Raw genomic sequence first — 11824 nt, 5'->3', positions numbered from 1 at the left:
GCTACGTCGCCCGCGAGATCTACCGGCAGATCCACCCGGCGACAACCTCCGTCGCCGCGTCTTCTGCCACTTGACGAACATAGGGGCATCCTCAACACTCACCTCACCGCCGGCATGCGCCGCTACATCGCCGACCGCGACTGGCTCACCGTCTTCCAACTGCCGCCCTACGCACCCGACCTCAAACCGGTCGAGGGCATCTGGTCCGTCCTACGACGCACCACCGTGGCCAATCGCGCCTTCGCCGACCCCGATGACCTGATCACTGCCGTCCGACGCGGCCTACGCCAGCTCCAGTACCGTCCCGACGTCCTCGACGGCTGCCTCACCGGCACCGGCCTCCGACGCCAGCCACCATGACGACATCACGCATTCAAGGTCAGTAATCGTCCATCGCGGCCGCGCTCGGTGAGAAGTTCGGCCGCAGTCTAAGTAGGAGACCGGTCGGGCCTACGTCGGGCTCGGGGTCAGCCCGTCCCTCGCGAGCCCCACCCAGCCGCTCGCCGCGCTGCACCGGGTCTTAGCGGCGTCGTACGACCTTCGCGTCCCGGGCTGTGCAGTGCCGGCGCCAGGCGGGCGCGTATGGACGCAGGGGGGCGGCTACATGTCCGGCCCCGAGATGGTCAGGCCCCCGGCCAGCGCGGTCAGGTGCGCCCGCTTCCGGTTTGGTGTGTGATCCGGGGACGGTACCGGCTCGTGACGTGTGGGCGGGACGTGGGCGGGCCCGGCCGCGGGCGTTGGGTTGTCAGTGTCTGTCGCCTGGCAGATGTCTGGCGTATCCGGCCGCCGACCGGGAAATGGTGAGGTGCCGGGCGAGGCTGACTCGATAAGGGGTGGAGCAACTCCGAGCAGGAGACACACCTCTTCGAAGAACGAAGTGTCCTCGATCAGTGAGGCGCTGCCGGTGGGGGAGACGCGGCGGCCTGCGGACGCGGTGAGAAGCCGCTGAGCGTCACCGTGTCCGTGCCGAGCGGCTTCGGCGACGAGGAACCACGCGTTGTCATTCCAGTCCTTACCGGAGCGGAGCGCGACTAGAGCGAGCCGGAACAGGGCGCCAGGATGACCGGCGGCAGCCGCCGATCCCAGCGAGTCAGCGGCCGTGGACAGCTCGTCGCGGGCCAGAGCCTTGGAGCCGATTCGGTACAACGAGTTCGCCTCCTGGCGCGCCTCGATGTCCAGCTCGTCCAGGTCACTCAGGGGGCCGAAGTCGCCGTCGGGACGATCCCAGACGTCTGGGGGCCCGGCGAGCTTGTCCATGAGCATCAGCAGCTCGGCCGGTACCGCCGTCGTCCGGCGGTCGCCGCTGCCCTCAGTGAAGCGGCGCACAACCGTCACCCGTCCTTCCTCTCGCGTTGTGTCTTCTTGCGGTGCCCATCCCGGATGAATTTGCCCAGCTCACTGCGCAACTCGCTGACGGCTGCGTACCGGTCCCGGTGGATCCGGGCCGGGTCTATGCCCAGCGCTGCGGAGATCTGTGCGTCGTCGAGACCCTGGCTCTGCAGCTGCACGACCGTGCGGCGCCTGCTCAGCGGCATAGCCTCGATCGCAGGCCGGACCAGCTCCTTCAACGGGTCGACGTCTTCATTCCGCGGGTTGGGCGCCGCCACAAGCGCCGTGTCATCCGTCAGATCAGTCCGCTTCTGGGCGCGCAGCGTGTCGACTGCCAGATTCCATGAGGTCGTGCGCAGGTACGCTCCGATTTTCACACCGGGCCCCAGCTGTGTGGCTGCGACCTTCCTCGCCACCCTCAAAAACGCCTCTTGAGCGACGTCCTCGCAGGCCTGCTCCGAGAGCTTGCCGTTGCACATGCTGCGCAGGAACTGCGTTTCTTGAGCCATGAACGTGTCGTAGTAGTCCAGCAGTCTCTGGCCCAGGTCCACCTCCGCCCCGGTGGAGGGCTCCCCCTCCACCGGGGCGGAGCGCTCGGCTGCAGCTTCACCCGCTACCACGGGCGGGATCCCTTCGCGGGCAGCGAAGACGGGTACGCACCGTTGGCTCCGCCGCCCATGAAGACGTCCAGCGTGACCGACGTACGGGTGTGGACTGCGAGGCTGACTTGTACGCGGACCACACGAGTGTCGGGCAGTGAGGCTTTGCCGTGGAGGGGCGTGCGGCGGCAGTCTTCGTGCTCCGTCGTCCTGAGACCGCGTTGCCGCCGGTCCCAGTACACCTGCACCATGACGGCCGCCGCCTGCGCGGTGGCCGTTACAGCCGAAGCAAGTCCGGCCCAGTCCAAGGACGACGTCATCTGAGTTGGTCTCCGTCGGGTTTCAGTGGCGCGTAGGTGGCGCGCCTTCACCTACTCGACGGCTGACCCCTCCCCGTTCTCCCCCGAAGAACGGAAACCTCCGAAACTGCCCGCAGAGACACCAAGCCTGACCGGCCTTGTGCAGCGATGCGCTGAGCACGTGTATCTGAGCCGCGGCGAGAGGGCTGTCTACTTCCATGACTGTCTCGACTGGCTTCGTTGATGAGACAGAACACCGCATCTCGATGAGTCCTGGCAGCGGTTCCGGTTCAGTGAGGCGGAGAATATGGACCGCTACGCGCACCGCGACGATGCCGACGATGCCGACGACGCGCATCCGGTGCGTGAGGACGACCAGCGGGCGCACCGCCCGCAGGAGCCCGGACCGCACCGCGGCCGGGAGGCCGGCCACTGAGTGGACCCGATGCCGCGCACCAGATGCCGTGGTGGGCACCGGCGACGCCCGGCACCCACTCCACCGAGTGGAGCCCACCGGCGGGAGTGGAGGACACCGTGGCCAGCACCCACTCCACCAAGTGGAGCCCACCCGGTGGAGTGGACGACATCGCCGGGGACGATGCCGTGCATCCACCCGGTGCGCATCCGCCGCGTTTCTCCTTGACCTCGGCTCAGGTCAAGGAGAAACGCGACGCCTCCAACCGGCCCGCTGCACGGCATCGGCCCCACCCGATGCGCACCACTCCCGCGCCGCCGGCCGCACCGGTGCGCACCGCCCACCGAGTGGATGCGCACCGGATGGAGGGTGGTGCGCACGGATGGACTCGGTGCGCACCACCGCACCAGGTGCGCATCCACCCGCACGGTGGTGCGGCTACCGGTGCGCACCGGGTGCGGAGTGCACCGCGTGGGCCAGCACCAGGCGCTCATCGCGCATCGCCTCCAGGGTGTCGGCGGTGTCCGCGTGGTCGGGATCCGGGATGACGTTCACCGTGAACCGGATGATGCTGCGGGCGATGCCCGGCACCGCCGTGGCGGGGGAGTCCCGCGCCCAGTCCCGCAGCGCGGACAGCAGCACACACCCGACCTCGTCCAGCGCGAAGGAGTCCGCGCAGGGATCGGTCTCCCCGTCCACGGCCGTGACAGGCCAGACGATGTCCTCAGCCAGCCGCAGCATGACGAACGCCAGCTCCGGGTCCGCTTCCGCCCGCCCGGTGACAGCGGCGCCGCCGCCCATCTGGAGCGCCAGGAGGTCGTCGAAGCCCCGCTCCACCTGCTCCGGCGTCAGCGGCGTGCGGGGCGGGATCAGGTACGGCATGAGGTCTCCTCAACTGTCGGTCGCCGCGCGGATCACGACGCTCCCAGCAGGTTCGGACGATCTGCCTGTGGACAGGCCAGAGATTTCTCCCCGCTCCACCGGATGGGGCGAACTGGGACTGCATGGGTTGAACCGGGCCCCCTTGTCCGATGCGGCGTGACCCTCCGGGACCGGGTGTTTCTCCTTGACAGACCTCGCTACCGGCCGCCGTCAGGTCGCGGACAAGGGGTGGGTGTTCACGATGGCCGCCACGCGCCCGCAGGAGGGGCATGCAGCGGCCACCGAGCCATCGGGGCGGCTCTCCCTCGCGCGGACGCCCACCGGCCGTCACAGGGCCGGTGGAGCACGCGACGACGCAAGGGAGAGACCGCCGATGATGACCGAACACAGGCGCCCGCCGTACCCTGACCGAGCCTCCTCACGGCGAGCCGCGCGGCCAGCACCGGGAGGGCCGGTCGGCCGGGCAGGCCGCCGCAGTCTCCTGCCGTCGGCGCTTGCGATCCCACTGCCGTACCCACTTCCGTGCCCGACCCCTGCGCCGACCGCGTTTGCCCAGCACACCACGGCTTCTCGGTGCCCTGGAGCGTCGTCACAACCCTCTTCTCTCCTCCTCTCACTGACCAAGTCCTGGGAAATAGGTGGGGGTGGGGTGTCAGTGGTGGAGGCGATCATCGGGTTCAGGGCGCGCCTGGTGCCCTCTGCGGCCGGGGGCCGGCGCCCGGCCGCTGGCCGGTCGCGACGCACGGGAGGGCGGGGCTGATGGCGGGCAAGCGCAAGACGAACGAGGCGGGATCGACGAACAACCTGCGCGCCGATGTGCTGTGCGTGCTCGGAGTGCTCAAGGCCGCGACGGCGGATCAGATCCAGCGCCTGTCCTCACCGCACCTGACCTTCCGGCACACGACGAAGGAGACGGCAGCCGCGCGGAAGGAGGCGCGCACCGCCTCCCATCGCGGCGCGCTCAACGATCTGCGACGCCATGGCCTTTCCGTCGACGGCGGCCGCACCCGAGGGGGAGAGGAGGTACGCCTGCTCACCAAGGACGGGCTGGCCGCTGCCGGACTCGAGTTGGACCGGGGGCCGGAGGAGATGGGCGGCATGCCCAAGAGCGCGGGCCGCTCCGGGGCTTCGCACGCCATGACGGTCAACGAGACGGTCATCGCGATGATCCGTCCGAAGCCCGACCTCCACCTGGTGGCCGGTGAGCCGGCCGAAGCCGTCGCGGCCGCCCAGGCCTGGATCGACGCGCCCGACGGGATCGGCAGCATCACCTCCTACGCCACCGAGGTCGCGCTCCCGGCGACGGGCACGTGGAGGAACCCCGGCGTGGGCTGTGCGTGGGCCGACCTCGTCCTCATCGCCCCGGAGGCGGGGCTGCCGCTGTTGTTCATCGAGGCCGACAACTGCACCGAGGACGCGAGCGTCATCGCCTTGAAGTTCGACAAGTACATGCGCCACTTCCACCGCAAGACGAAGGACACCGACGGCCAGGACAAGCCGATGTGGCGCACCCGCTGGTCCGCCCCCGATCCCCAGTGGGGCGACGCGACGCACCCGCCGGTCCTGCTCGTCTTCAACCAGGTCGGCAAGCGGCCCGCGCTGAAGCAGATGGAGAAGGTCGCCGCCCTCACCCGCGAGCACTGGCAGGGCCAGGAGGCCGACGGCTTCCACCTCTACCAGGGGAAGATGCCGATCGTGGCGACCACGCTGGAGCTGCTGCGCGAACACGGCCCGGCCGGTCCCGCGTTCTGGCGCTTCGGCCGCGAGGACCGGCAGAACCTCTGGGACGCGATCGGCAACCCCCGCCGCGATGCCGCCCTGGTCCGCCGCGCCGAAGAGGCGCGACGCCGCAAAGCGCAGGAAGCAGCCGAACGCGAGGCGCAGCGCCCCGTGTGTGCCGACTGCGGACAGAAGTTCACCGACGACCGGTGGAAGGCCAGCATCGCGGTCGACTGGGGCCGCGGGGACAGCCACCCGCACCTGTGCGACGACTGCAAGGCGAGGGCGCTCGAGGCGGAGCGGCAGGCGGAACAGCACGAACGCGACCGGCAGGAGCAGGAGCACCAGGAGGAGGCGGCGCAGGCCTCGAAGGCCGGCGGCTGGCTCGGACGCTGGCGCAGCTGACCCGAGCCAGACCTCCTGGCAGCGCGAAGGCTTGCCCAGAGCCGTTTGGGGCAAGCCCTCGTTGTCGGTGGCGGCTGCGAGGCTGGACGACATGGACAGCGACGATGAGCAGCTGCTGCGCGGCCGGATCTACGGCGTGTTGACTGAACTAATTGCGAAGTTTTCGCAGGTCAGAGGCTCATCTGCTAGCTTCCCCGCATGTCTGCACCAAGCAGTCCCGAAAGGGACTAATCTGCGTTCGTGCTGCCCGAGATCGGCAAGCTGCACGAGACGGGCGATCCGTGGGAGCCGTACCGGCTGATGGATCCCGCAGGATCCCTGGTGGAGCCCGTCGCGCTGTACCTCAAGGACCTGCTCGCCGGTCATACCCCGCCGACAACCCTGCGGTCGTACGGAAACGACCTGCTGCGCTGGTGGCGGTTCCTATGGGCTCTGGATCTGGTGGTCGGCCCCAACTCGTAGTTTCAGAGAAGTCCTCATCTGAGGAGAAAGGCCGTTGTGGGCAGCGCCTGGCGGCCCGCGCAATGGCAGGCCGCCAGGGCGCCCGCGCTCTAGTCGCCGAAGACGCTCTCCCACACCTTCTGCGTCAGCGTGCGCGCAACTCCTGCAGCGGCTCCTTGCGCAACCGACTGCGTGATGTGGTCAGCGGCATCCCGGCTTTCCGCCGAGCGCTGCGGCGCGGCAGCAGCTGTTCCGCCGCCAGCAGCCTGTTCGCGGCCAGCGCGTCGGTGCCCGAACTTCCATTTGATCATGTGGGTCTTCCCTCGGTACGTCATGACCGACCGAGGGGCAACGAAGGACTCGCTTTCAGAGCGCTCCCGTCAGGCGCGCGAAATTCCTCCCTTGCCCCTCATGGCATGGGAGGTAGAACCCATCGGAGAGAAACAGCTAGCCAGGACGCAGGGAGCGAAAGTCTGCTCAGGCCTGCGGATCCGGCAAATGCCGCCTCCGCGCTCGGCAACGGCCGAGCGACACGAAAAAAGCCGAAACTCGAACGCGGAGGCTTCCCAAGCCTCCTGCGGATCTTTAGAGAGGAGCCCGTCTTCGAGAGACGACGCAGTAGACGATACGTATTGCGGCGCTTGCGGCTCGGCTCCTCCATACCTTCATCTTGCCGCAACAGACGATCCTGCACGCCCACTTCTCGCTAGTTCAGAGAAGGCACCGACCACGACCACCCGGGCCCGAAGCCGGGACGCAGCTACGCCGAACTGGTAGGCGGGCCACTGGACGGACTGCTGCTCGACATCACCGGCTGGAGGCCGGAGGAGATCGACGACGGCGTCTCCCTCCTCACGGAGCTCGGGCAGTTCGGGCCCGGCGGCCGGGCACTGTACGACCCGCGCCCCGGCGACCCGGACCGCTGGGACTGGGGCGGCGACAGCCCCTGATCACTCACAGCTGACAGCCCGGCAGAGTCCTTGGACCGAGTAGGGTCCCGTTCATGGCGAGGACTGAGGCGGTGCTGGCAGCGCTCGCGGAGCTCCGAGAGGATCTCGACAGCGGAGCGTGGGTGCCAGATGAGTACGAGCGCACGATCGCCGTGGCGGTGCAGACGGAGGGCCCGGCGAGCGCGGACGCCATCCGGGCCGGGCTGCGGGCGGCCGGTCCGGACGGGACGCACGGCCGACTCGCGCCGGTCGTGGCCCGGTGCGGGTACCTGCTGGACGGCATGAGCCTCACCGACGTGCAGGACCAGCGTGCGGTGCAGGACGCCCTCGACGAGCTGCTGGACCTGGTGGTGCTCGCAGGCCTCAGCCCCTGACCTTGTTCGTGGCTGTCCCTCGGCTGCGGCTGACGGAGCCCTGGTGGTGGCCGGCTCTCCTGGATGACCTTGCCGGGGACGTTCTCCGGCCCGGCCTGCAGCAGGGGAGAGGCGGCTACGCGGCCGTCGTATAGCCCGATGAGGTGCCAGCGCTTCCGAGGCGGAATTCCTCCACGACGTCCCAGGTGTAGTAGCCGGCCAGCGCGTAGGCGAGGGTGCTGTGTCCCCAAAACCTCGGCTCGGGCGGGCGCAGGGTGATGCCCGGCACGCTTTCGGCAGCGGCGCGGGCACGGGCGTTGAGCACGGCCAGCCCGTCCTCTGGATACATGGCAGCGGTTATGGCGGTGACGCCGGGCCACACCGGTCCCAGCTGGACCTCACACGGCGCAACCGCCGACAGCTCGGTGCGAGCGGCACAGCGCAGCAGCTCCATCTGGTCGGGACTGACCCGCTGATGGATGCCGAGAATGGTGCTGTGCAGCCACTGGGCAGGCACCACTCCGAGGGGGTAGCCCGAAAGCAGGCCGTGGTGTGCTTCGGCGTAGGCGCGGTAGGCGGGATGCTCGTTGAGCAGGATGAGGAAGTGCGGATACGGGCCCTCGCCCCACAGTCGGCCGGAGTGGAAGAACCTCTCCATGTCAGCTGCCGTCGTCTATGGGCTGCACCGACGCGACCCTGGCCCACATCACGGCCAGGTCGATCGCCCGCGGCTGATTGATCTCGTTGGTGAGGTGGTCAAGGAGCCACCGCTGCCACTCGGTGAGGGAACCGGATTTGGTGTTGCTGATCTCCCTCGCCGCTTCCCGGTCCTTATGGGCGCGCCGCAGGTCGCCAGCGACCCTCGCCCACATGTACGCCTCCCGGGCGGCCTCATCCTTGCGATCGGGCATCCGTGTTTCCCCCTCGTACCTCGGAACAATCGGCAGCGATCAGCACCCTACCCAGCCACCCGAGTCCCCTGGCTGGGACCGAAGAGGATCACCCTCCACCCGGTCGGGTGAAGACACCGCACCGACGGAACCCGCTCGGCAGGCCAGGCGTAGTGCCGTACATGGACCCCATCAACGAGGCGCACGTGAGCGAGCCCGGCCTCCTGGTCGTCGACGTCGCGGCCGCCGACGACGCCACCGCTCTCGCCTTCCAGCAGCTGCTCGCCGAACGGTGGGCAACGGCGACAGCGGAACGGACGACGCGGGATGCGGGGGAGCCCGGCGTACGACTGCGCTGCTACCTGGACCTGCGCCAGCCGATCAGCCCGGCCGCGCCGGACGAAGCCCTGCCACCGGTCAGCGCAGCCGCATCACCGTGACCACCGCGTGCCGGGTCGTGCCCGCCACGACCTCCACCACCACGTCGCCGACGACGGGCGTGTAGGAGTCGCCGGCCGCCGTCAACGCCCGCCCGGACTCGGGGACCAGGCGCGGGCCGACGACGGACGCGAGTGCCGTGGTCAGCCGCTGGGACAACGCCACCCGTCCGTCAGGGAGCCGCACGGCGAGGGCCTTCGGGTGCCGGGCCGTGCCGGTGAAGCCGACCACGGTGGCGTCGACAGTGTCCGCGTGCCTGACCTTCGCCCACACCCGGCCGGCCTTGTAAGCCGACCGGAGCGGCTTGGCCACGATCCCCTCAACGCCGGTGTCTTCGAGCGTCTCGAACCAGAGCAGGGCCTCCTCGAGGACCGTGGTCGACCACACCGGCACGATCGGCGGACCGACGTCGGCTAGCACGTCCAAGAGGACCCGGCGGCGCTCCGTGTACGGACGCGGCCGCAGGTTGGGGAAGCCCGCCGCAGGGTGGGCCAGGATGTCGAACGCCACGTACGTCGCCGGGTGCTGGTCGGCGAGCTCCCTCGCGCGGCGGGGGCGGGACAGTGCGCGGGACTGCGCCGCGGCGAAGCTGATGTGCACGCTGCCGTCGTCGGCAGCGAGGTACACCACAGCCTCGCCGTCCAGGATCACGCCGGGCGGCAGGCTCATGGCGGCCACGGCCAGGTCCATCCACAGCGCGGTGACATCGCGGCCGGTCCGCGACTGCAGATGGACGACGTCCTCGGTGCGCCACAGCACGGTCCGATGGCCGTCCTTCTCCGGACTTTGATGTGTCTCATGAGACATGACGTCAGGTCGAACGCGAAGCCCGTGCCTCGGGTGCTTATCGAAGGTCAGTCGGTACGCGTGTCCAGACGAGCTGCTTCGAGATATGCCGCGAAATGTGCATCTACGGCAAGCACTAGCTCGTGCTTCTGCCGACGAGGCGACGGCTCATAGGGATTCCCAGCGCCCAAACCTGGAAACTGAGTCAACTCCAGGAGGGCAGCCTCTAAGGCCGCGGCAGCTCGAAACGCGCGCTTGTTGGCCGTATACCTCTGACGCCGGACCCACTTGCGGAAGTCAACATCCCTGAGGTCTTGCTCGGTGATGCTCTGCCCCTCTTGCTCTGCCCACCGAACTTGATGCATCTCCAGTAGGCGATGTACAGCATTCTCTAAGCCGTCGTACGCCTCGACTCGGTCACGCCATGTAGCTGTACTGTGCTGTCTCTTCGTCTGATGCACGGCCACCGCGATGGCGACGCCACCGGTAACAACCGTGCCCAGAAAGCTCCCAACGGTGGCCCATACCGCTGCAACGACTGCCGTGTCCATGCGGAGAATGGTGCCCGCGGGCCGCAGCCAGACACTCGACCTCGACAGGGTAAGCGGCGGCATGAACTCTCCCGTATCGCCGGAAGCTCGCGCCCTGGTTGCGCATCGGCGGGCTCAATACCGGAAATGCGTGGTGACGGGCTGGTGGTCCCGATTAGCGTGATCTGGCTGGCGATTGTCAGCAGCACGTGGTGAACACACTGGAGTACCGATGGCCCTGCCCGCACGGCTCACCGCCGCCCTGGGACAACACCCCGACGACCTCACCGAGGACGATCTGCAGCGTGCGGTCGACAGCCAGATCCCCGAGAGCGTCGACCTCGACTGGAAGAAGGACTTCTACCAGGGCACCGACGCGGGCAAGAAGGAGCTCGCCAAGGACGTGTCCGCCATGGCCAACACCGCCGGCGGAATGGTCGTCACCGGCGTCGACGACGGCAAGCAGGACCACGCCCACACCCTGGCCCCCTTCGACCCAGTCCCGGGCCGCGGCGAAGAGTGGATCCGCTCGGTACTCGCGAACTGGATCCAGCCCGTCGTACCCAACGTCGGCGTACGGCCGGTGAAGTCCGCCGTCCACGAGGGCAAGATCTACTGGGTGCTCACCGTGCCCCCGAGCACCCAGGCCCCGCACGCGGTCGCCGCTCCGGGCAACGACTACAACTTCCGCGTCCACGTCCGGCACGGCACCACGACCCGCACCCTCGCCGAATCCGAGATCGCTCAGCGCTACCGCGACCGCTTCCAGGCTGCCTCCGACGATGTCGACCGCCTGAACCAGGTCGCCGACGCAGGCTTTGGCTACCTGTCGGGCTACCTGACCAGCACCGAGCACGGCGGTAGCCCCAGGGCCACCTACTACCCGGGCTGGATCAGCCTGGCTGCGGTTCCGGCCGTTCGAGGCACCTACCCCCTGACCACTCAGGCAGACCGGAACGCAGCCTTCGACCGCTTCTTCAAGTTCGCCGGCGAGGGAGTGACCACCCGCGTGCAGCCGGACCGTCCCGTGCTGGTCGGCCGCCGCCAAGTCCGCTTCGAGGGCGATCCCACCGGCCAGCTTCACCAGGACGGCGCCTTCTACGCAGCGCTGCCCACTTACTTCCAAGGCGACCAGTTCGACTCCGACGGGCCCAAGCGGCTGTCCCAGCGCGGAATCGAACTCGACCTCGTGGCCCTGGTGCAGTCTGCCGCAGCCTGGGCGGCAGAGACCGGAGCGGCAGGCGACCTGATGCTGTCCGCCGCGCTCCACCGCTTCGACGGCAGCGACGATCCCGTGCGCCTGGTCGTATCGGAGGGCGCCTTCCAGCACGGCCCCCTGATGCCGCTCCCGGCAACTCCCGCGCACACCACCGCCGACCTCGGCGCCATCGTCACCGACAAGCGAGAGGCCGTCGTCGTAGCGTGCGCCCTCGTCTCCGACTTGCTGGCCGACATGGGAGCCCACCAGCCTCACGTCCTGACCCCCGACGGAGACATCCTGACCGACCGACTCAACGCCGACTTCCGCCAAGCGCTCACAGGCTGGACGGCGTAGAGGCGGTAGCCAGCCGACAGCACAAGACCCCCGGGCTCAAAGGGGCCCTGGGGGTCCTGCGGCGGGAAGCGCCGCGGCGGCCGAGGCGTTTTCCTCGTCAGGACCACCGCATACCGATCGCGGACAGTTGCTCGCTGTGACGGGCCAGTGATCTTCAGGGAGCTGGGGTGTTCTGGTCTGATGTCCCGTCTTTTCGTTGGGATTTTGAGCTGGGGGAGCGGTCATGTTCTGGA

Annotated in this window: 15 protein-coding genes and 1 pseudogene; 8 read left to right on the top strand and 8 right to left on the bottom strand. The window is 68.8% G+C overall.

Features of this window, described 5'->3' with window-relative positions; genetic code table 11:
* On the top strand, positions 1 to 360 hold a 360-nt coding region (locus tag KUM44_RS26995), incomplete at its 5' end, for a transposase (RefSeq protein WP_254390169.1).
* 240 nt (positions 361 to 600) lie between these two features.
* Here the strand turns inward: KUM44_RS26995 and KUM44_RS26990 are convergent.
* Complete coding sequence (locus KUM44_RS26990; protein WP_217211920.1) at positions 601 to 1326, bottom strand: hypothetical protein; 726 nt, start codon at positions 1324 to 1326, stop codon at positions 601 to 603.
* Between the two features lie 5 nt (positions 1327 to 1331).
* Positions 1332 to 1880 carry a sigma factor gene (locus KUM44_RS26985; RefSeq protein ID WP_308402730.1) on the bottom strand — a complete coding sequence of 183 codons (549 nt, stop codon included), beginning with the start codon at positions 1878 to 1880 and terminating at the stop codon, positions 1332 to 1334.
* Between the two features lie 654 nt (positions 1881 to 2534).
* Between KUM44_RS26985 and KUM44_RS46885 the strand changes: the two genes are divergently transcribed.
* Entirely contained in the window at positions 2535 to 2663 is a 129-nt protein-coding gene (locus KUM44_RS46885) for a hypothetical protein (RefSeq protein ID WP_302186054.1), read from the top strand.
* Positions 2664 to 3080: 417 nt separating this feature from the next.
* On the opposite strand, the gene KUM44_RS26980 is transcribed toward KUM44_RS46885, so the two are convergent.
* Positions 3081 to 3524, bottom strand: a complete 444-nt coding sequence (locus tag KUM44_RS26980; RefSeq protein WP_217211918.1) for a hypothetical protein — start codon at positions 3522 to 3524, stop codon at positions 3081 to 3083.
* A 759-nt stretch (positions 3525 to 4283) separates the two neighbouring features.
* Between KUM44_RS26980 and KUM44_RS26975 the strand changes: the two genes are divergently transcribed.
* On the top strand, positions 4284 to 5648 hold the full coding sequence (locus KUM44_RS26975) for a replication-relaxation family protein (RefSeq protein WP_217211917.1): 1365 nt from the start codon (positions 4284 to 4286) through the stop codon (positions 5646 to 5648).
* 240 nt (positions 5649 to 5888) lie between these two features.
* A complete protein-coding gene (locus tag KUM44_RS26970) occupies positions 5889 to 6110 on the top strand; it encodes a hypothetical protein (protein ID WP_217211915.1) in 222 nt (73 codons plus the stop codon).
* A gap of 89 nt (positions 6111 to 6199) precedes the next feature.
* Here KUM44_RS26970 and KUM44_RS26965 read toward each other — a convergent pair whose 3' ends face one another.
* Positions 6200 to 6400, bottom strand: coding sequence for a hypothetical protein (locus tag KUM44_RS26965; protein WP_217211913.1), 201 nt, complete (start codon positions 6398 to 6400; stop codon positions 6200 to 6202).
* Between the two features lie 408 nt (positions 6401 to 6808).
* Between KUM44_RS26965 and KUM44_RS45715 the strand changes: the two are divergent.
* Together KUM44_RS45715 and KUM44_RS26960 are read left to right on the top strand one after the other, a co-directional pair.
* Positions 6809 to 7039: pseudogene (locus KUM44_RS45715) on the top strand (hypothetical protein); the annotation flags it as partial.
* A 53-nt stretch (positions 7040 to 7092) separates the two neighbouring features.
* Complete coding sequence (locus tag KUM44_RS26960; protein WP_217211911.1) at positions 7093 to 7413, top strand: hypothetical protein; 321 nt, start codon at positions 7093 to 7095, stop codon at positions 7411 to 7413.
* A 115-nt stretch (positions 7414 to 7528) separates the two neighbouring features.
* Here KUM44_RS26960 and KUM44_RS26955 read toward each other — a convergent pair whose 3' ends face one another.
* Positions 7529 to 8050: a hypothetical protein gene (locus KUM44_RS26955; protein WP_217211909.1), complete on the bottom strand. Its 522-nt coding sequence runs from the start codon at positions 8048 to 8050 to the stop codon at positions 7529 to 7531.
* A 1-nt stretch (position 8051) separates the two neighbouring features.
* Positions 8052 to 8303, bottom strand: a complete 252-nt coding sequence (locus KUM44_RS26950; RefSeq protein ID WP_217211908.1) for a hypothetical protein — start codon at positions 8301 to 8303, stop codon at positions 8052 to 8054.
* A 161-nt stretch (positions 8304 to 8464) separates the two neighbouring features.
* On the opposite strand from KUM44_RS26950, the gene KUM44_RS26945 reads away from it, so the two are divergent.
* A complete protein-coding gene (locus tag KUM44_RS26945; RefSeq protein WP_217211906.1) occupies positions 8465 to 8722 on the top strand; it encodes a DUF6207 family protein in 258 nt (85 codons plus the stop codon).
* Here the strand turns inward: KUM44_RS26945 and KUM44_RS26940 are convergent.
* Together KUM44_RS26940 and KUM44_RS26935 are read right to left on the bottom strand one after the other, a co-directional pair.
* The gene (locus KUM44_RS26940) at positions 8700 to 9527 is read right to left on the bottom strand and encodes a DNA ligase (protein WP_254390168.1); all 828 of its coding nucleotides are present in this window, start codon (positions 9525 to 9527) and stop codon (positions 8700 to 8702) included. The genes KUM44_RS26945 and KUM44_RS26940 overlap by 23 nt on opposite strands.
* A 47-nt stretch (positions 9528 to 9574) precedes the next feature.
* Positions 9575 to 10057, bottom strand: a complete 483-nt coding sequence (locus tag KUM44_RS26935) for a hypothetical protein (protein WP_217211902.1) — start codon at positions 10055 to 10057, stop codon at positions 9575 to 9577.
* 211 nt (positions 10058 to 10268) lie between these two features.
* Between KUM44_RS26935 and KUM44_RS26930 the strand changes: the two genes are divergently transcribed.
* Entirely contained in the window at positions 10269 to 11591 is a 1323-nt protein-coding gene (locus KUM44_RS26930; protein ID WP_217211901.1) for a helix-turn-helix domain-containing protein, read from the top strand.
* Positions 11592 to 11824: the final 233 nt, after the last annotated feature.

Origin of the sequence: Streptomyces sp. AC550_RSS872, assembly GCF_019049285.1 — a bacterium.
Lineage (GTDB): Bacteria > Actinomycetota > Actinomycetes > Streptomycetales > Streptomycetaceae > Streptomyces.
The sequence above is the reverse complement of the archived record's forward strand: the minus strand, read 5'-3'. Positions and strand labels throughout refer to the sequence as shown.

What these genes read in the sequence shown, in the direction of transcription:
- KUM44_RS26945 (WP_217211906.1), top strand. Translation starts at nt 8,465, where the DNA reads ATGGACCCCATCAACGAGGCGCACGTGAGCGAGCCCGGCCTCCTGGTC.
- KUM44_RS26980 (WP_217211918.1), bottom strand. Translation starts at nt 3,524, where the DNA reads ATGCCGTACCTGATCCCGCCCCGCACGCCGCTGACGCCGGAGCAGGTG.
- KUM44_RS26975 (WP_217211917.1), top strand. Translation starts at nt 4,284, where the DNA reads ATGGCGGGCAAGCGCAAGACGAACGAGGCGGGATCGACGAACAACCTG.
- KUM44_RS26935 (WP_217211902.1), bottom strand. Translation starts at nt 10,057, where the DNA reads ATGGACACGGCAGTCGTTGCAGCGGTATGGGCCACCGTTGGGAGCTTT.
- KUM44_RS26965 (WP_217211913.1), bottom strand. Translation starts at nt 6,400, where the DNA reads ATGATCAAATGGAAGTTCGGGCACCGACGCGCTGGCCGCGAACAGGCT.
- KUM44_RS26950 (WP_217211908.1), bottom strand. Translation starts at nt 8,303, where the DNA reads ATGCCCGATCGCAAGGATGAGGCCGCCCGGGAGGCGTACATGTGGGCG.
- KUM44_RS26960 (WP_217211911.1), top strand. Translation starts at nt 7,093, where the DNA reads ATGGCGAGGACTGAGGCGGTGCTGGCAGCGCTCGCGGAGCTCCGAGAG.
- KUM44_RS46885 (WP_302186054.1), top strand. Translation starts at nt 2,535, where the DNA reads ATGGACCGCTACGCGCACCGCGACGATGCCGACGATGCCGACGACGCG.
- KUM44_RS26930 (WP_217211901.1), top strand. Translation starts at nt 10,269, where the DNA reads ATGGCCCTGCCCGCACGGCTCACCGCCGCCCTGGGACAACACCCCGAC.
- KUM44_RS26955 (WP_217211909.1), bottom strand. Translation starts at nt 8,050, where the DNA reads ATGGAGAGGTTCTTCCACTCCGGCCGACTGTGGGGCGAGGGCCCGTAT.
- KUM44_RS26940 (WP_254390168.1), bottom strand. Translation starts at nt 9,527, where the DNA reads ATGTCTCATGAGACACATCAAAGTCCGGAGAAGGACGGCCATCGGACC.